This window comes from Streptomyces sp. NPDC045955, assembly GCF_056430805.1.
The window spans coordinates 201,760-218,598 of record NZ_JBWKKY010000011.1; the positions used below are offsets into that span (position 1 = coordinate 201,760).

13 protein-coding genes and 1 pseudogene are annotated in these 16,839 nt (G+C 71.9%); 6 read left to right on the forward strand and 8 right to left on the reverse strand.

The genetic code is table 11. From position 1 onward, the window contains the following. The first annotated feature begins 1,003 nt into the window (after window positions 1–1,003). Entirely contained in the window at window positions 1,004–1,480 is a 477-nt protein-coding gene (locus AC07F0_RS23895; protein WP_478981689.1) for a hypothetical protein, read from the forward strand. 73 nt (window positions 1,481–1,553) lie between these two features. On the opposite strand, the gene AC07F0_RS23900 is transcribed toward AC07F0_RS23895, so the two are convergent. Further along, complete coding sequence (locus AC07F0_RS23900; RefSeq protein ID WP_436726956.1) at window positions 1,554–1,805, reverse strand: helix-turn-helix domain-containing protein; 252 nt, start codon at window positions 1,803–1,805, stop codon at window positions 1,554–1,556. A gap of 32 nt (window positions 1,806–1,837) precedes the next feature. Here AC07F0_RS23900 and map point away from each other — a divergent pair, with 32 nt between their 5' ends. Together map and AC07F0_RS23910 are read left to right on the forward strand one after the other, a co-directional pair. Beyond that, window positions 1,838–2,605 carry a type I methionyl aminopeptidase gene (map, locus tag AC07F0_RS23905; protein ID WP_478981691.1) on the forward strand — a complete coding sequence of 256 codons (768 nt, stop codon included), beginning with the start codon at window positions 1,838–1,840 and terminating at the stop codon, window positions 2,603–2,605. 201 nt (window positions 2,606–2,806) lie between these two features. Next, entirely contained in the window at window positions 2,807–5,335 is a 2,529-nt protein-coding gene (locus AC07F0_RS23910; protein ID WP_478981693.1) for an ATP-dependent Clp protease ATP-binding subunit, read from the forward strand. A 73-nt stretch (window positions 5,336–5,408) separates the two neighbouring features. Here the strand turns inward: AC07F0_RS23910 and ggt are convergent, their stop codons facing one another. Beyond that, window positions 5,409–7,208, reverse strand: coding sequence for a gamma-glutamyltransferase (gene ggt, locus AC07F0_RS23915; protein WP_478981695.1), 1,800 nt, complete (start codon window positions 7,206–7,208; stop codon window positions 5,409–5,411). 104 nt (window positions 7,209–7,312) lie between these two features. Here ggt and AC07F0_RS23920 point away from each other — a divergent pair, with 104 nt between their 5' ends. Continuing rightward, window positions 7,313–8,068 carry a hypothetical protein gene (locus AC07F0_RS23920; RefSeq protein WP_478981697.1) on the forward strand — a complete coding sequence of 252 codons (756 nt, stop codon included), beginning with the start codon at window positions 7,313–7,315 and terminating at the stop codon, window positions 8,066–8,068. Window positions 8,069–8,184: 116 nt separating this feature from the next. Then, entirely contained in the window at window positions 8,185–9,753 is a 1,569-nt protein-coding gene (locus tag AC07F0_RS23925) for a CocE/NonD family hydrolase (protein ID WP_478981699.1), read from the forward strand. Between the two features lie 219 nt (window positions 9,754–9,972). Here the strand turns inward: AC07F0_RS23925 and AC07F0_RS23930 are convergent, their stop codons facing one another. Continuing rightward, entirely contained in the window at window positions 9,973–10,716 is a 744-nt protein-coding gene (locus AC07F0_RS23930; RefSeq protein WP_436726950.1) for an amino acid ABC transporter ATP-binding protein, read from the reverse strand. A 140-nt stretch (window positions 10,717–10,856) separates the two neighbouring features. Beyond that, window positions 10,857–11,264, reverse strand: coding sequence for a DUF6278 family protein (locus AC07F0_RS23935; protein ID WP_436726949.1), 408 nt, complete (start codon window positions 11,262–11,264; stop codon window positions 10,857–10,859). A 274-nt stretch (window positions 11,265–11,538) separates the two neighbouring features. Here AC07F0_RS23935 and AC07F0_RS23940 point away from each other — a divergent pair, with 274 nt between their 5' ends. Further along, window positions 11,539–13,245 (forward strand): SGNH/GDSL hydrolase family protein, encoded by a 1,707-nt coding sequence (locus AC07F0_RS23940; RefSeq protein ID WP_478981868.1) that lies wholly within the window; start codon window positions 11,539–11,541, stop codon window positions 13,243–13,245. A 30-nt stretch (window positions 13,246–13,275) separates the two neighbouring features. Here the strand turns inward: AC07F0_RS23940 and AC07F0_RS23945 are convergent, their stop codons facing one another. From AC07F0_RS23945 to AC07F0_RS23960, 4 genes and pseudogenes are all read right to left on the reverse strand, one after another. Then, entirely contained in the window at window positions 13,276–14,055 is a 780-nt protein-coding gene (locus AC07F0_RS23945; protein ID WP_399406353.1) for an exodeoxyribonuclease III, read from the reverse strand. 66 nt (window positions 14,056–14,121) lie between these two features. After that, window positions 14,122–14,757, reverse strand: a complete 636-nt coding sequence (locus tag AC07F0_RS23950; RefSeq protein WP_478981701.1) for an MBL fold metallo-hydrolase — start codon at window positions 14,755–14,757, stop codon at window positions 14,122–14,124. Between the two features lie 37 nt (window positions 14,758–14,794). Further along, complete coding sequence (gene pcaDC, locus AC07F0_RS23955) at window positions 14,795–16,099, reverse strand: bifunctional 3-oxoadipate enol-lactonase/4-carboxymuconolactone decarboxylase PcaDC (RefSeq protein ID WP_478981703.1); 1,305 nt, start codon at window positions 16,097–16,099, stop codon at window positions 14,795–14,797. A gap of 32 nt (window positions 16,100–16,131) precedes the next feature. Further along, window positions 16,132–16,545: pseudogene (locus tag AC07F0_RS23960) on the reverse strand (transposase); the annotation flags it as partial. Between the last annotated feature and the right edge of the window lie 294 nt (window positions 16,546–16,839).

The window sequence follows — 16,839 nt, forward strand, 5'->3', positions numbered from 1 at the left end:
CGGCCACACCCTCCCGCGGCCCAGCCCCGTCCCCCGAATGCTCGCCGTCACGCCCACCCCCGCGAACGGGAGCCGCGAACGCGCCGGAGGCGCCGTCGGACGCGGCCTCCCGCGAGGCCGCCCAACCCGCCCGACGCTCGCGGTCACGGACACCGGCCGCCCCCTCCCGCGGCCCAGCCCCGTCCCCCGAATGCCCGCCGCCACGCCCACCCCCGCGAACGGGAGCCGCGAACGCGCCGGAGGCGCCGTCGGACGCGGCCTCCCGCGAGGCCGCCCAACCCGCCTGATACTCCAGGTCACGGACACCGGCCACACCCTCCCGCGGGCCAGCCCCGTCCCCCGATTGCTCGCCGCGAACCGGAGCCGCGAACGCGCCAGACGCACCGCCGGATCCGGCCTCCCGGAAGGCGGCACGCCCAGCCGCAAACTCGCCGTCCTGGGCGTGGGGCCTCCCGGCCGGGGGCGCCCCGGTGTCCGGATGGCGGGGGTCGTCATGGCGGGCCGCACCCGTCGCACCTGGAGCCGGGGCGTCGCGGTGCCAGGGCGGGTCAGGCGTGCCCGGGTCATACGGGCCGCCAGGAGCCGACCGCATACGGCCGCTGTCCGGTGCCGGGCCGTCAGGCGTGTACGCGCCGGCCCTTTCCGGCCGGCCACCGTCCACCGCGGCACCAGCGCCCGCCCACCTGGCGGATCCTGCTCGCGAAGCCCCGTCCCCAGCCGCACCTGGGCCCGCACTCCTGCCCGGCCCTGCTCGCAAGGTCCCGTTCGCCGCCCCGGCGCCTCGGTCGTTCGGCCTGGGGCGCCACGCGCCCGACCAGGCACCGTCGTCGGGTCCGCCTGACCTCGCGTCCGTGCCACTGGACGCACCCGCGGGAACCCCCGACATGCCACCAACCCGCCCGTCACCCCACGCCCCGCCGGACACGCCCCGCTCGCGGCGGTCCAAGTCGGCCATCCGGGCCCGGAGTTCCGCGCAGCGCGCCGTCGCGCGTCGGTGGTCGTCGTGGGCCCAGGCGAAGTCGAGGCGGAAGGCGTCGGCCTCTTCGCGGGTCGCGGCGGTGGCGAGGAGGCGGGTCAGTTCCGCCTGGCGTTCGGCGGCGTACCTCTGTTCGCGGAGCATGACGTCGAGCCGGTCCCCGAGGGCGTCACGGCCACCGGGCCGGGCATCGTACGCGGCGAGCGCGGCGGCGTGCAGGGACCGGGCGCGTTCCGTCTCCGGGCCCGCGCCCCCCGGGCCGTACTGCCCGGCGAGGTCCTGCAACAGCGCCTCGACCACGTCCCACGGCGGCATCTCACGCCCGTCGAGACAGGCCCGCATGCCCTCAGGGTCACGCTGCCAGAACACCGCGCACCAGCCCCCGGACGGGTCCAGGCGTGCCAGCAGACCCTCCAGGTAATGCGCGAACTCCCGTACTTCACTTGGGAGTCGATCCGCCGCCATCGCTCAACTCCCGCCCGACCGGAGCACTCCGCCCAGTAGGCAACACCAGTCGTGTTACAGCCGTGCTACGGGGAGTTTTCACATGCGGCGCAGGAGCCTCAGCACCGCGTTGTCAGACCGGCGCCGGCACGCACCGCCCGGCCAGTTCGTCCATCGACAGCCCGAGCGCGCCGGCCAGCGCGGCCACGGTGAAGAAGGCCGGGGTCGGAGCCCGACCGGTCTCGATCTTCCGGAGCGTCTCCGGGGAGATGCCGGCGTTCGCCGCGACCTCCGCCATGCTCCGGTCGCCACGCGCCTCACGCAGCAGCCGGCCGAGCCGTTCGCCGCGTTCGCGCTCTTCGGGGGTGAGAGGGGTGCGCACCATGCCCCCATTCTAATACCGGTATAGTAATTGGCATGGTTGAGCTGAAGACCGATGTGTCGATCGACGCGATGTACGAGGCGGGCCAGGTCGTCGCCCGCGCCCTGACGGCCGCGCAGAAGGCCGCTGACGTGGGCGTCTCCCTGCTGGAGCTGGACGAGGTGGCGCATGACGTCCTGCGGGAGGCGGGAGCGGCCTCACCCTTCCTCGGCTACCGGCCGGTCTTCGCACCGACCCCCTTCCCCGCCGTCCTCTGCGTCTCGGTCAACGACGCGATCGTGCACGGCGTCCCGACCCGTTACCGGCTGCGCGACGGCGACCTGGTCTCCATCGACTTCGGCGCGGAACTGGGCGGCTGGGTCGGCGACTCGGCGCTCAGCTTCGTCGTGGGCACCCCGCGCGAGGCCGACCTGCGCCTGATCGAGACCGCCGAGCGCGCCCTCGCGGCCGGCATCGAGGCCGCCGTCGTCGGCAACCGCATCGGCGACATCGCCCACGCGATCGGCACCGTCTGCCGCGCCGCGGGCTACGGCATCCCGGACGGCTTCGGCGGCCACGGCATCGGCCGCCGGATGCACGAGGACCCCGGAGTGCCGAACGAGGGCAGGCCGGGGCGCGGGATGCGCCTGAGGCACGGCATGGCGCTGGCGATCGAACCCATGGTCATCGCGGGGGGCATCGACACCTTCCACGCGGCCCCCGACGGCTGGACCCTGAAGACGGACGACGGCTCCCGCGCGGCCCACGCGGAGCACACGGTAGCGATCACGGACGCGGGCCCGAGGATCCTGACCGCACGCTGAGATCATCCTGACCGCACGCCGAGATCTGCCGGGATTATCCGTGTACGCCCCGAAGGTGCCCCTTGTCCGCGATCGTGCGAAGGTGTTCTACGAGCGCGCCCCAGGTGTAACGGGCTGCCACCCGGGTTACCCGACCCCGGCACGTCGACCAGCGAGGGCGTCCCCCGCCCGCGCGCCGGGGACGCCGGGAACGGAAGGCCCATGAGCAGCGGCTTCAGCAGCCCGGAGGGCTACGGCTCGGATCCCTTCGGAGAATTCCTCGCACGCTTCTTCGGCGGACCGCGTCCCGGTCCCCGGCAGATCGACATCGGCCGGCTGCTCAGCCAGCCTGCCCGGGAACTCGTCCGCGGCGCCGCCCAGTACGCCGCCGAGCACGGCAGCCGGGATCTCGACACGGAACACCTGCTGCGGGCGGCGCTCGCCACCGAACCCACCCGGACCCTGCTCACCAAGGCGGGCGCGAACCCCGACTCTCTGGCGTCGCAGATCGACGAGCGGTCGGGCCCGGCCCAGCACACCCCGGACGACACGCCGCCGCCGACCGCGCTCTCCCTCACCCCGGCCGCCAAGCGCGCCCTGCTGGACGCGCACGACATGGCCCGGGCCCGCGGCTACGGCTACATCGGGCCGGAGCACGTGCTCAGCGCCCTGGCCTCGAACCCCGACTCGGCCGCGGGACACATCCTGAACGCGGCCCGCTTCGCCCCTTCGGAACCCCCCGAGGCGCCGGAGGCCCCCCAGGCCGAGCGGCCGCGCCCGACGAACACGCCGACCCTCGACAAGTACGGCCGTGACCTCACCGAGCTGGCCCGGCAGGGCCGTATCGACCCGGTGATCGGCCGGGACCAGGAGATCGAGCAGACCGTCGAGGTCCTCTCCCGCCGCGGCAAGAACAACCCGGTGCTGATCGGTGACGCGGGTGTCGGCAAGACCGCCATCGTGGAGGGGCTGGCGCAGCGCATCTCCGAGGGTGACGTGCCCGACGTGCTGACGGGGCGCCGCGTGGTCGCCCTGGACCTGACGGGCGTGGTCGCGGGCACCCGCTACCGGGGTGACTTCGAGGAGCGGATGAACAACATCGTCGGCGAGATCCGCGCCCACTCCGACCAGCTGATCATCTTCATCGACGAGCTGCACACCGTCGTGGGCGCCGGTGCCGGCGGCGGCGGCGACGGCAGCTCCATGGACGCCGGCAACATCCTCAAGCCGGCCCTGGCCCGCGGCGAGCTGCACATCGTGGGCGCCACCACGCTGGAGGAGTACCGCCGGATCGAGAAGGACGCGGCGCTCGCCCGCCGCTTCCAGCCGATCATGGTGCCGGAACCGACCGCGGCGGACGCGATCGAGATCCTGCGCGGCCTCCAGGACCGCTACGAGGCCCACCACCAGGTCCGCTACACCGACGAGGCCCTGGTCGCCGCCGTCGAGCTGTCCGACCGCTATCTCACCGACCGCCGACTGCCGGACAAGGCGATCGACCTGATCGACCAGGCCGGTGCCCGGGTCCGGCTGCGCGCCCGCACCAAGGGCACCGACGTACGGGCCATGGAGCGGGAGCTGGAGCAGCTGACCCGGGACAAGGACCAGGCGGTCGCGGACGAGAGTTACGAGCAGGCCACCCAGTTGCGCGACCGGATCATGGACCTGAAGCTGCGGATCACCCAGGCCGGCGGCGACGGCGAGATCGACGAGGGCCAGGACCTGGTCGTCGGCGCCGAGGCCATCGCCGAGGTGGTGTCCCGGCAGACCGGCATCCCGGTCAGCAGCCTCACCCAGGAGGAGAAGGACCGCCTGCTGCACCTGGAGGAACACCTGCACGAGCGGGTGGTCGGGCAGGACGAGGCCGTGCGGGTCGTCTCGGACGCGGTGCTGCGCTCCCGCGCCGGGCTGGCCAGCCCCGACCGGCCGATCGGCAGCTTCCTGTTCCTCGGCCCGACCGGCGTCGGCAAGACCGAGCTGGCCCGGGCGCTCTCCGAGGCCCTGTTCGGCAGCGAGGACCGCATGGTCCGCCTCGACATGAGCGAGTACCAGGAGCGGCACACCGTCAGCCGCCTGGTCGGCGCCCCGCCCGGCTACGTGGGCCACGAGGAGGCCGGCCAGCTCACCGAGGTCGTCCGCCGGCACCCGTACTCGCTGCTCCTGCTGGACGAGGTGGAGAAGGCCCATCCGGACGTCTTCAACATCCTGCTGCAGGTCCTCGACGACGGCCGGCTCACCGACTCCCAGGGCCGCACGGTCGACTTCACCAACACCGTCATCGTGATGACCAGCAACCTCGGCTCCGAGGTGATCACCCGCCGCGGCGCCTCCGTGGGCTTCGCGTCGGGCGGCGCGGACGCGGACGAGGAGGCCCGGCGCGAACAGATCCTGCGCCCCCTGCGGGAGCACTTCCGCCCCGAGTTCCTCAACCGCATCGACGAGATCGTCGTCTTCCGCCAGCTCAGCACGGAACAGCTCCGCCGGATCACCAACCTCCTGCTGGACCGCACCAGGTCCCTCGTGCGGAGCAAGGGCATCTCGGTGACCTTCACCGACCGTGCGGTGGAATGGCTGGCCGACCACGGCTACCAGCCGGAGTACGGCGCCCGCCCGCTGCGCCGAACGATCCAGCGCGAGGTGGACAACGAGCTGTCCCGGCTGCTGCTGGACGGCAGGGTCGCGGAGGGCGGCCAGGTGACGGTGGACGTGGAGAACGGCCGTCTCGCGTTCAGTACGGAGGAGCCCCGATAGGGGCGCGGGGCTGTATCGATGTGCGGCTCCGCCGCGTGGACGCGACCAGCCCCCACGCACCGTCAGACGGGACTCAACGCACAGGCCGCACCACCATCGCCGACCCGCCACCCCGCCGCACGGTCTCGGCCGCGGCGAGCCACTTCCCGCCCGGCAGCCGCTGCACCCCTGTGGCCGCTCCGATCTCCGGGTTGGCCTTGAAGGAGTGCCCGATCGCTTCGAGCTGCTTCCTCACGCCACTGTCGAGCCCCGGTTCCAGCTCGGTCTGCGCGGCGTTCCGCTGACTGGCCCGCGGCGCGGCGATCGCGTCGACGAGCGGCAACCCCCGGTCGAGGAACCCGGTGAGCGTCTGCAGAACAGTCGTGATGATGGTCGCCCCACCGGGTGACCCCAGCGCCACCACGGGCCTGTCATGCCGGTCGAGCACGATCGTCGGCGACATCGAGGACCGCGGCCGCTTCCCCGGCCCCGGCAGGTTCGGGTCGTGCACGGCGGGATTCGCCGGGGTGAAGGAGAAGTCCGTCAACTCGTTGTTGAGGATGAACCCCCGCCCCGGCACGGTGATCCCGCTGCCGCCCGTCTGCTCGATGGTGAGGGTGTAGGCGACGACGTTCCCCCACTGGTCGGCCACCGTCAGATGCGTGGTGCTGTCGCCCTCGTACGTGGTCGGAGCGGCCGTACCACCGGAGCCGCACGCCTTCGGGTCGCGCGGATCACCCGGCGCCACAGGGCTCGTGAGCACCGCGTCGTCCTTGATCAGGCATTCGCGCGAGTCGGCGAACCGCTGGGACAGCAGTTCCTTCGTCGGTACGTCCTCGAAGGCCGGGTCGCCCACCCAGCGGCCCCGGTCCGCGAAGGCGATCCGGCTGGCCTCGATGTAGCGGTGCAGGTACTGCGCCTGGCTCGCCTTCGACAGGTCGGTCCGCTCCAGGATGTTGAGCGCCTCGCCGACCGTCGTGCCGCCGGAGGAGGACGGCGCCATCGAGTAGACGCCGAGGCCGCGGTAGGAGGACTTGGTGGGTGCCTGGAGCTTGGGGCGGTAGGCGGTCAGGTCCCGCTCGGACAGGTCGCCGGGGCGGGCGTCCCAGCCCGAGGCGGGGTCCACGGGCGGTTTGTTGACCGTGTCGACGATGTCCCGGCCGATGTCACCGCGGTAGAGCGCCCCGACGCCCTTGCGGGCCAGCTCCGCGTAGGTGCGGGCGAGGTCGGGGTTCTTGAAGGTGGAGCCGACGACGGGGAGCCGTCCGCCGGGCAGGAACAGCTCGGCGGTGTCCGGGAAGTAGCGGAAGCGGGTCTCGTTGGACGCCGTCTGCGAGCGGAAGGTCTCGTCGACCGTGAAGCCGTCACGGGCGAGCCGCTCGGCCGGTTTCAGGACGCTCGAGAGCCGCTTGCTGCCCCACTGGTCGAGCGCCGTCTGCCAGGTGGCGGGCGTGCCGGGGGTGCCGACGCTCAGGCCGCTGCTGACGGCCTGGGCGAAGGGGACGGGCTTGCCGTTCTCGACGAACAGGTTCTTGTCGGCGGTCAGCGGGGCGGTCTCGCGGCCGTCGATGGTGTGGACCCTGCGGGACTTGGCGTCGTAGTAGACGAAGTAGCCGCCTCCGCCGACGCCGGCCGAGTAGGGCTCGGTGACACCGAGCGCGGCGGCCGTGGCGACGGCCGCGTCGACGGCGTTGCCGCCCTTGCGCAGCACCTCGAGCCCGGCCGCGGAGGCGTCCCGGTCGACGCTGGAGACGGCACCGCCGTAGCCGACGGCCAGGGGCGTTTTCTCACCGTCGGTGGGCTGCCCGGTGGGCGGCGCCGCCGCTCCCAGCGACACCACCACGGCGGCCGAAACCGCCAGGACCGTCAGATTCCGTGCGACAGGGCGACGCATCCGCACCTCCAGTCAAAGGCCGTCCGCGCAGCTTAATTCATCGCCATGGTCGCGTCAGGAATGCCTCGAACACCGGTGCGTCGGGCCCGCTACCATGCGCGCCCATGAATGACGACGTGCGCAACATCGTCCTGGGCGTGGTCGCGGCGGGTATCAGCGCCGCTCTCGGCTGGGCGGCCCGCACCTACCTGTGGAAGCGCAAGCTCCGCCGGAAGCAGGCCTTCTTCGGACTGCCCGACAACTCGGAATCGCTGCTGGTGGTGAACCGGGGTGCCGCGGGGCCCGAGTTCGCCGTGATGCGCTACGACGTGTTCGCGCTGCTCGAACTCGCCGCGCTGATCAAGGACTGCAACGCCCACGCGCAGATCCTCCCGCACGACACGGCACGTCAGGGGTTCGGGGAGCGCACCGAGTTCTGTGTGGGCGGCCCGGCGTCCAATCGCCGTATGGCGGCGCACTTGTCCTCCCTGCTGCCCGGTGTGCGGGTGAACGTCGACGCCGAACCGAGCCCGGACCGGGGCTCGTTCCTGGTCGGCTCCGAGCGCTACCGCATGGAGGGCGGCAAGGAGGAGTACGCACTGCTCGCCCGGCTCACGGCGGAGCGGAGCCAGCACACCCGTCCCGTCTTCCTCATCTGCGGCCAGACGTCGATCACCAACCAGGCCACCACCCGCTATCTCGCCCGCCATCACGAACGGTTGGCGCGCAAGCACGGCAACAACTCGTTCGTGCTGCTGCTGAAGGTGCTCAACTCTCAGGCGTACGGGCCGGATGTCGTCGAGATGGTGGAGGACGTGACGCGCGCGGCCCAGACACCGCTGCCCGCCCAGGCTCCACGCAACAGCCACCGGGCCTCCTGAAGTCCTCCACGTATCAACAATCGTTACTGGCACGTAACTTACCGACGGGTTACCACTGGTAAGGGGGCGAGGTTACCGTCTGGTCACTTTGCACTGACACGAGTGAGGAGTGACCCGTGGGACTCCACCGCAAGGCCCTGCGCACCACCGCCGTAGGCGCCGTCTCGGCGACCCTGGTCGCCGGCACCGCCCTCGGACTCGCCCCCACCGCACAGGCGGCGCCGAACCCGGTCCGGTTCGTCGACATCGCGGGCGACGGCGGCACCGTCCTCAAGGCCAATGTCGTCACCCCGGCCGGCGCCGACGGCACGCGCCGCTACCCGCTGCTCGTCATGCCCACGAGCTGGGGTCTGCCCCAGGTCGAGTATCTGGCCCAGGCTCAGAAGCTCGCCGACTCCGGGTACGTCGTCGTCACCTACAACGTGCGCGGCTTCTGGCAGTCGGGCGGCGAGATAGAAGTCGCGGGCCCGCCCGACGTGGCCGACGCCTCGAGGGTCATCGACTGGGCGCTCGCCCACACCCCCTCGGACGCCGGGCACATCGGCATGGCGGGCGTCTCCTACGGCGCCGGCATCAGCCTGCTCACCGCCGCGCACGACCAGCGCGTCAAGGCGGTCGCCTCACTGAGCGGCTGGGCCGACCTGATCGACTCGATCTACTCCGGGCGCACCCAGCACGTCCAGGCGGCCGCACTGCTGGACGGCGCGAGCGTGGTGACGGGCCGGCAGAGCGCCGAACTCCGGCAGACCTTCGACGACTTCTACGCCTCCAACCTGGCGAAGGAGCCGGAACTCGTCGCCTGGGGGAAGAAACGTTCCGCTGCGACCTACGTCGACCAGATCAACAAGAACGGCGCGGCGATCATGCTCGCCAACGCCTGGGGCGACACGGTCTTCCCGCCCAACCAGTACGCCGACTTCTACGAGAAGCTGACCGGTCCCAAGCGGCTGGAGATGCGGCCCGGGGACCACGCCACCGCCGAGCTGACCGGCCTGTTCGGGCTGCCCAACGACGTGTGGAAGGACACCGAGCGCTGGTTCGACCACTACCTGCGGGGCGAGGACAACGGCATCGACCGGGAGCAGCCCGTCCAGCTCAAGTCCCGCTCCGCGGGCGGCTACGAGGGCTACCCGGACTGGAAGTCGGCCGGCGCGACGCACCGGAAGCTCGCCCTCGCCGGCACGACCACGATCCGCACGAACGTGAACTCGGGGGCCGACGGCGGAGTCGTCTTCCTGTCCAGCATCCTCGACCAGGTGGCCCAGCTGCCCCCGATGGCCTCGATCCCCCTGCTCCCCCGCCGCTGGGCCGCCGTGTGGCAGTCGGAGAAGTACGCCACGGCCCAGCAGGTGCGCGGGACGCCGAAGTTGCACACGACCGTCACCCCGACCAAGGAGAGCGGCACCCTCGTCGCCTACCTGTACGACGTGGGGCCGCTCGGCCTCGGCAAGCTGGTCACCAACGCGCCGTACACCTTCCACGGGCGCACCCCCGGAAAGCCGTTCGGCGTCGACCTGGAGCTGTACTCCACGGCCTACGACGTCCCGGCCGGGCATCGCCTCGCCCTGGTCGTCGACACGGTCGACCCGCTCTACATCGAGCACAACCCGTCCGGCGCGCAGCTGACCTTCTCCTCGCCGGCGAACGACCCGTCGTACGTGTCGGTTCCGCTGCGCGAGCAGTGATCTCCGGCTGCCGCCGGACGGGCCTGGCCGATGTGAACCGCCGCCCCCGTGGCCGACAAGGCCGTGGGGGCCGCACCCGTGGGAGGCCCGCGGGCCGGGCGGGCGGTCTGCTCATCCCGGGCGGGTCGGCGGAATTCGGCGAAGTCCCCCTCTCCGACAGGGATGAAGGGCACATCGTAGTCGAGGTCCGATGCGATGAGCCGTCCGGTGCCCGCCCGTTCAGTGCTTGAGGATCTTGGAGAGGAAGTCCTTGGCGCGGTCGCTGGTGGGGTTGGTGAAGAACTCGTCGGGGGTGCGGTCCTCGACGATCCGGCCGTCGGCCATGAAGACGACGCGGTTGGCGGCCGAGCGGGCGAAGCCCATCTCGTGCGTGACGACGATCATGGTCATGCCCTCGCGGGCCAGTTGCTTCATGACCTCGAGCACCTCGTTGATCATCTCCGGGTCGAGAGCCGAGGTCGGCTCGTCGAAGAGCATCGCCTTGGGCTCCATGGCCAGGGCGCGGGCGATGGCCACGCGCTGCTGCTGGCCGCCGGAGAGCTGCGCCGGGTACTTGTCCGCCTGGTCGGCGACGCCGACCCGGTCGAGCAGTTCACGGGAGCGCTTGTCGGCGTCCTCCTTCTTGCGCCCGCGCACCTTGACCTGTCCCAGGGAGAGGTTCTGCAGGACGGTCTTGTGGGCGAAGAGATTGAACGCCTGGAAGACCATCCCGACGTCGGCGCGCAGCCGCGCGAGGGGCTTGCCCTCCTCCGGCAGCGGCTGCCCGTCGAGGATGATCTGTCCGGACTCGATGGTCTCCAGGCGGTTGATCGCCCGGCACAGTGTCGACTTTCCCGACCCGGAGGGGCCGATGACGACGACCACCTCCCCCCTGCCTACGGTGAGGTTGATGTCCTGGAGGACATGCAGCTCCCCGAAGTGTTTGTTGACGTCACGCAGCTCGATCAGCGGATCGATGGCCATGCTCAGCCCTACTCACTCTCAGCTGTGTGGTGGTTGCCGCAACGTATCCAGGCATGATCGAACTTGTCGGGCGACACGCACTTTTCGATCATTAGCCGTATTTACGGCGAAATTTGGGCCAAAGGGTGTGACCATGGGGCTCACGACTCCGCGACTTCCGCGTACAGCTGGGACAGCTCGGGCACGCCGTTCGCGGCCCACTCGTGACCGGAGTCCACGACGTCGAATTCCCGGCCGGAGGCGAGCCGCACGACCGGCTGCCCGTCGGGCCGGATCTCCCAGGCGGCTCCCGGTACGGTGCGCACGATGACGGTGCCCAGGTAGAGCCCGGCGTCGTTGCCGAGCCAGGTCAGGGCCTCCTCGTCGTCCCGCCAGAGCGGCACGAGCTGGTCCAGCGCCTCCAGCGAGGCCGCCGAGTCGTCCAGCCGGACACCCGCCCGGGACGCCTGGGAGCGGAGCAGTTCACACTCGGCGAGGAGTTCCGCGATGCCTGCCGGATCGGGAACCCCGAGCTTCCGGCGCCGGTTGCCCAGGAAAGGGATGTTCATACGTCCAGCGTGTCATTCGTACCGCCGTACGCACCACAGGCGCGCGGGCCCGCCATTCCTGACGAGTTCACGCCGAGTTCGCGCACGGCTCGTTGACGGGTCCCTGAAGTCTCCCTAGTTTCACCAGGCGTCGTGCGTCTCGGCTTTCGCCGTGTCTTCTGTTCCGTCCCTGCGTTTCGTCTTGGTGCGTTCGTGTGTCGATGAGCGGGAGGAGTCGGCCGTGCGCCGATGTGTCCGGGGGATCCTGGTCGTCCTGGCCCTGTGCGTGTCCGTGATGCCGGCGGTCTCGGCGCGGGCCGCCGAGGAGCGGCGGGCCGCGCCGGTGCCGCTTGAGCGGCTGTTCGACAACATCGCCGTCAGCGACGACGGCCGGCCCGCGCAGGCCGACTTCGACGGCGCCGGCGCCTCGCTGTCGGCGCGGGACCTCGCGGCCGCGGGCTGGACGCCCGGCCGCGGCCTCACCGTCCAGGGGGCCCGGCTGACCTGGCCGCGGCGGCAGCCCGGCGAGCCCGACAACGTCCGCGCCGCCGGCCAGGAGGTACGGGTCAGGGGGTGCGGGGACGCCCTCGCCTTCCTGGTGGCGGGCACCGCCGGCATCGAGACGGGCGGCCCGGGCGTGATCACGTACGCGAACGGCACCCGCTCCGGGTACCGGCTGACCGCGCCCGACTGGCGCACCGGGCCGCTCGCCACGAAGGCGGTGGCCCTGCCGCACGTCAACACGCCCGGCGGGCAACTCGCCGAGCGGGCCCGCCTGTACGTCGTGACGGTGCCGCTGGTCCCGGGGCGCCCGGTCGCCTCGGTCCGGCTGCCGCACGCGGCCGGGCTGCATGTATTCGCGGTGTCGGTACGGACCGCGACGCGGGGCTGGACGGGCAGCTGGACGACGTCCACCGGCGGCTACACCGCCGTGGGGCCCTGGACGGACCGGACGCTGCGGCTGGTCGTGCACACGTCGGCGGGCGGGCCCCGGGTGCGGGTGCGGTTCGACAACACCTTCGCGGCTTCGCCGGTCCGGATCGGCAGCGCGACCCTCGCCGTGCAGGCGTCGGGCGCGGCGGCACGCGGCACGCCCGTGCCGCTGTCCTTCGGCGGTGCGGGAGGTGTGGAGATCCCGGCCGGGGCCCAGGCGTACAGCGATCCCCTGGGTTTCGCCGTCCCCTCGGACACCAACCTGCTGGTGAGCTTCCACCTGCCCGGCACGGTGACGGCGGCGCCCGTGCACCGGCTCGCGCAGCAGCGGTCCTACGTCAGCGAACCCGGCGACCACGCGGCGGACGGCCCGGCGGGGGCGTACCCCTCCCAGATCACCAGCCGGCCGCTGCTCGCCGGGGTCGATGTGAGTGGCGGGCCCGGGTCCGTGGTGCTGCTCGGGGACTCGATCACCGACGGCGACAAGTCCACGGTGGACGCGAACCGGCGCTGGCCGGACGTGCTCGCCGGCCGGCTGCTGAAGCAGACCACGGTCCCGCGCTACGGAGTGCTGAACCAGGGCATCTCGGGCAACCGCGTGGTCACCGACCGCTATCCCGGCGACGGGGTGTCCACCGACACGGCCGGGGTGAGCGCCCTGCACCGGTTCGACCGGGACGTCCTCGCCCAGCCGTCGGCGCGGACGGCGGTCGTCTTCGAGGGCGTCAACGACCTGCGGTGGGACACCCCGGCGGAGCAGGTGATCGCGGGCCTGCGGGAGCTGGCGGCACGCGGGCACGCCCGGGGCGTCAGGATGCTCGCGGCGACGATCCTGCCGTGCGAGGGCGAGGCGCGCTGCACGGCCGCCGTGGACGCCGAGCGGGTCGCGGTGAACGCGTGGATCCGGGACGGTGGTGCCTTCGACGGCGTGCTCGACTTCGACGCGGTGGTCCGGGACCCGGGGCGGCCGTCCCGGATCCTGCCCGTGTACGACAGCGGGGACCATCTGCACCCGGGCGACGCGGGGCTGGCGGCCCTGGCGGACTCGGTCGACCTGCGGTTGCTCTAGGACATCGCCCGAGGGCCTGTTGCGAAGTCCTCAGACGTCGAGGTCCACCACGACCGGCGCGTGGTCCGACGCGCCCTTGCCCTTGCGCTCCTCGCGGTCCACGTACGCGTCCTTGACCGCCTTCGTGAACGGCTGGTTGGCGTACACCAGGTCGATGCGCATGCCGCGGTTCTTCGGGAAGCAGAGCTGGCGGTAGTCCCAGTACGTGAAGGGGTGCTCGTACTTCAGGGGCCGCGGGACCACGTCGGACAGGCCCGCCTCGCGCAGGGAGGCGAGGGCGGCGCGCTCGGCCGGGGTGACGTGGGTAGAGCCCTCGAAGGCCGCGCGGTCGTAGACGTCGTCGTCCGTCGGCGCCACGTTGTAGTCGCCCATCACCGCGAACGGGCGGCTGCCGGACGCGTCACCGGCGACGGCGGCCTTGAGGGCCTCGAACCACTGGAGCTTGTAGGCGTAGTGCGGGTGGTCCACCTCACGGCCGTTCGGCACGTAGACCGACCAGACGCGGAGCGGGCCGCAGGTCGCCGAGATGGCGCGGGGCTCCACCGAGCCGTCGAACCCGGGGTCGCCGGGCAGGCCCTTGACGACGTCCTCGATGCCGACGCGGGAGAGCACCGCCACGCCGTTCCACCGGCCGGTCGCGTGGACCGCCGACTCGTAGCCCAGCTCGCGCAGCTGCTCCGCCGGGAACTGGTCCTCGGCGACCTTGGCCTCCTGGAGGCACAGCACGTCCGTGCCGCTGCTCTCCAGCCAGGCCAGGAGCCTCGGCAGGCGGGCGGTGATCGAGTTCACGTTCCAGGTCGCGATGCGCATGTCCCACAACCTACCCGGCGGGTCTGACAACGCGGCCCGGTCCCCCGGGGCCTCGGATCCCGGGCCTCAGACCTCGGCGGAGTCCCCCGGTGTCAGCCGCAGGTGCTCCGAGCCGCCGAGCTGCCCGATCTGGCGGTCGTAGATCGGGCGGGCCAGGTCGGTGAGCAGGGCGTCGTGGATGTCGTAGGCGCGCCGCGGCTTGACCTCGCGGACGTAGTCGATGACCTCCGAGATCTTGCTCCAGGGGGCCATCACCGGGAGCATCAGCGTCTCGACCCGGTGGCCGGGGACGGTGAGGGCGTCGCCGGGGTGGAAGAGCTTGCCGCCGTCGACGAGGTAGCCGACGTTGGTGATCCGCGGGATGTCCGGGTGGATCACCGCGTGGAGCTCCCCGTGGACCTGGACGTCGAACCCGGCGGCGGTGAAGGTGTCGCCGTGGCCGACGGTGTGCACGCGGCCGGGGAACGCCGAGGAGATCTTCTCGGCGACGGACTTCAGGGTCCAGATCTGCGCGGCCGGATTGCCCTCCATCGCGGCGCGCAGCCGGAACTCGTCGAAGTGGTCGGGGTGCTCGTGGGTGACGAGGATCGCGTCCGCGCCGAGCGCGGCGTCCTCCTCGCTGAACCCGCCGGGGTCGAGGACGAGGGTGCGGCCGTCCTTCTCGAGGCGGACGCAGGCGTGCGACTTCTTCGTGAGCTTCATGATTCCATCCTGCCTCCGCGCTCATCGGCGGGCTCACTCACTCCTGAGGCGTGGTCTCCTCGCGGATGACCTGCTGGGCGACCTTGAACGCGCTGTTCGCCGCCGGTACGCCGCAGTAGACGGCCGCCTGGAGGAGGATCTCCTTGATCTCGCCCGGGGTGAGGCCGTTGCGCAGGGCGGCCCGGGTGTGGAAGGCCAGCTCGTCCAGGTGGCCGCCGGCGACCAGGGCGGTGAGGGTGACGCAGCTGCGGGTGCGCCGGTCGAGGCCGGGGCGGTCCCAGACCTCACCCCAGGCGTAGCGGGTGATGAACTCCTGGAAGTCGCCGGAGAACTCGTCGGCCTGTGCCAGCGCCCGGTCCACGTGCGCGTCGCCCAGCACCTCGCGTCGGACCTTGAGCCCGGCGTCGTAGGGGTCGGGCCGCCCCTGGGGCTGCGGCGGCACGACCGGGGCGATCTCGGCGACCGGCCCGGTCTGGAGAGGCTGGGCGGGGGCGGCGGACAGGACCGGCTTGACGGCGGCCGCGGGCAGCGCGGTCTGGCCGGTGGAGGTCTCGAAGGCGGGCTGCCAGGCGGTGGAGAAGTGCCGCACCAGCAGGTCGGTGACGGCCGCGGGCTGCTCCACCGGCACGAGGTGGGAGGCGCCGGGGACGACGGCGAGGCGGGCGTCCGGGATGCCGGCGACCAGCGTGCGGGCCTCGGCGGGGCCGGTGACCTGGTCGTCCGATCCGACGAGGACCAGCGTCGGCACGCCGACCCGCCCGAGCTCGGGGCGGACGTCGAACGAGGCGAGCGCCTCACAGGCGGCGATGTAGCAGCCGGGGTCGGTGGTGCGCACCATCTGCACGGCCCACTCGGTGATCGCGGGCTGCGCGGCGGCGAACCCGCCGGTGAACCAGCGCTCGGGCGCGGTACGGGCGATGGGGTCCAGGCCGTTCGTACGGACGATCACGCCTCTCTGCCGGAACTCGTCGGCCGTGCCGAAGCGCGGCGAGGCGGCGATCAGCGCGAGGGAGGCGAGCCGCTCGGGGTGGCGCAGGGCCAGCTCGATACCGACCGCGCCGCCGAGCGCGCAGCCCGCGTAGCCGAAGCGCTGCACACCGAGCCCTTCGAGGGTGGCCAGCAGCCGGGTGGTGAGATCGGTGACCGTGCCGGCCGGGTACGCGGGAGCGCCGCCGTGCCCCGGCAGATCGAACCGGAAGACGCGCCACTGCTTGATCAGCTCGGGGATCTGGCGGTCCCACATGTGCCAGGTGGTACCCAGTGAGGGACCCAGGATCAGGACTGGGGCCTCTTCCGGCCCGTCAAAGCGGTATTGCAGAGTGTTCGGTGGTGTCTCGCTCACCCGCCTGAGCCTCTCATCTGTCACGGACGTTCCTATAACGAGGGGGTGCTGGAGAAGGGTCTGACCAGGTTGAAGACCTCGCGGGCGGCATATCGCTTGCGGCATCGGATGATCTCACGTCGGGTCTTGCCCTCCTGGGTGCGGCGGTCGTAGTACGCCTGGGTGCGGGGATCGAAGCGCAGACGGGTGGACACGATACGGTGCAGGGCCGCGTTGGCCTGCCGGTCGCCGCCACGGTTGAGCCGACGCGAGGTCCGGCGGCCCGAGGAGTACTCGATGCGACTGACTCCGCACAGGGCGGCGAAGGACGCCTCGGTGTTCAGCCGCTCGGGGTGGTCTCCCATGGTGATCAGCAAGGTGACGGCGCTGTCCGGACCAATGCCCACCGGCACGAGCAACTGCGGGGCGTGGCGCTCGACGAGCCGGGTCAGGCGTTGGTTCAGCTCGGCACTCAACCTGGCCTGGATGGGCTGACAATGAGTTGGCTCTTCGGCCACTCGTGACCGGCATTGACGGACAGCAGGACAGCCATGTGGCCCGCCTTATGCCTTACCAGCAGTCCTTCCTCGACCATCGCACGGACGGCCTCGAACTCTCTTGGTAGACGCGGCTGGCGACAAGTCCTGTGGCGGACGGCATCACGCCATGAGGCCCGGGACCTCCCAGGTCACATCGCGTGCCAGGCAGCGTTCGGCGCCGGGCGGGCTAAAACGCAAAGGCCCGAGAAACGGTGCGGGCTC

What these genes read in the sequence shown, in the direction of transcription:
- AC07F0_RS23910 (WP_478981693.1), top strand. Translation starts at nt 2,807, where the DNA reads ATGAGCAGCGGCTTCAGCAGCCCGGAGGGCTACGGCTCGGATCCCTTC.
- AC07F0_RS23940 (WP_478981868.1), top strand. Translation starts at nt 11,539, where the DNA reads ATGCCGGCGGTCTCGGCGCGGGCCGCCGAGGAGCGGCGGGCCGCGCCG.
- AC07F0_RS23900 (WP_436726956.1), bottom strand. Translation starts at nt 1,805, where the DNA reads ATGGTGCGCACCCCTCTCACCCCCGAAGAGCGCGAACGCGGCGAACGG.
- AC07F0_RS23950 (WP_478981701.1), bottom strand. Translation starts at nt 14,757, where the DNA reads ATGAAGCTCACGAAGAAGTCGCACGCCTGCGTCCGCCTCGAGAAGGAC.
- ggt (WP_478981695.1), bottom strand. Translation starts at nt 7,208, where the DNA reads ATGCGTCGCCCTGTCGCACGGAATCTGACGGTCCTGGCGGTTTCGGCC.
- map (WP_478981691.1), top strand. Translation starts at nt 1,838, where the DNA reads ATGGTTGAGCTGAAGACCGATGTGTCGATCGACGCGATGTACGAGGCG.
- AC07F0_RS23920 (WP_478981697.1), top strand. Translation starts at nt 7,313, where the DNA reads ATGAATGACGACGTGCGCAACATCGTCCTGGGCGTGGTCGCGGCGGGT.
- AC07F0_RS23930 (WP_436726950.1), bottom strand. Translation starts at nt 10,716, where the DNA reads ATGGCCATCGATCCGCTGATCGAGCTGCGTGACGTCAACAAACACTTC.
- AC07F0_RS23945 (WP_399406353.1), bottom strand. Translation starts at nt 14,055, where the DNA reads ATGCGCATCGCGACCTGGAACGTGAACTCGATCACCGCCCGCCTGCCG.
- AC07F0_RS23935 (WP_436726949.1), bottom strand. Translation starts at nt 11,264, where the DNA reads ATGAACATCCCTTTCCTGGGCAACCGGCGCCGGAAGCTCGGGGTTCCC.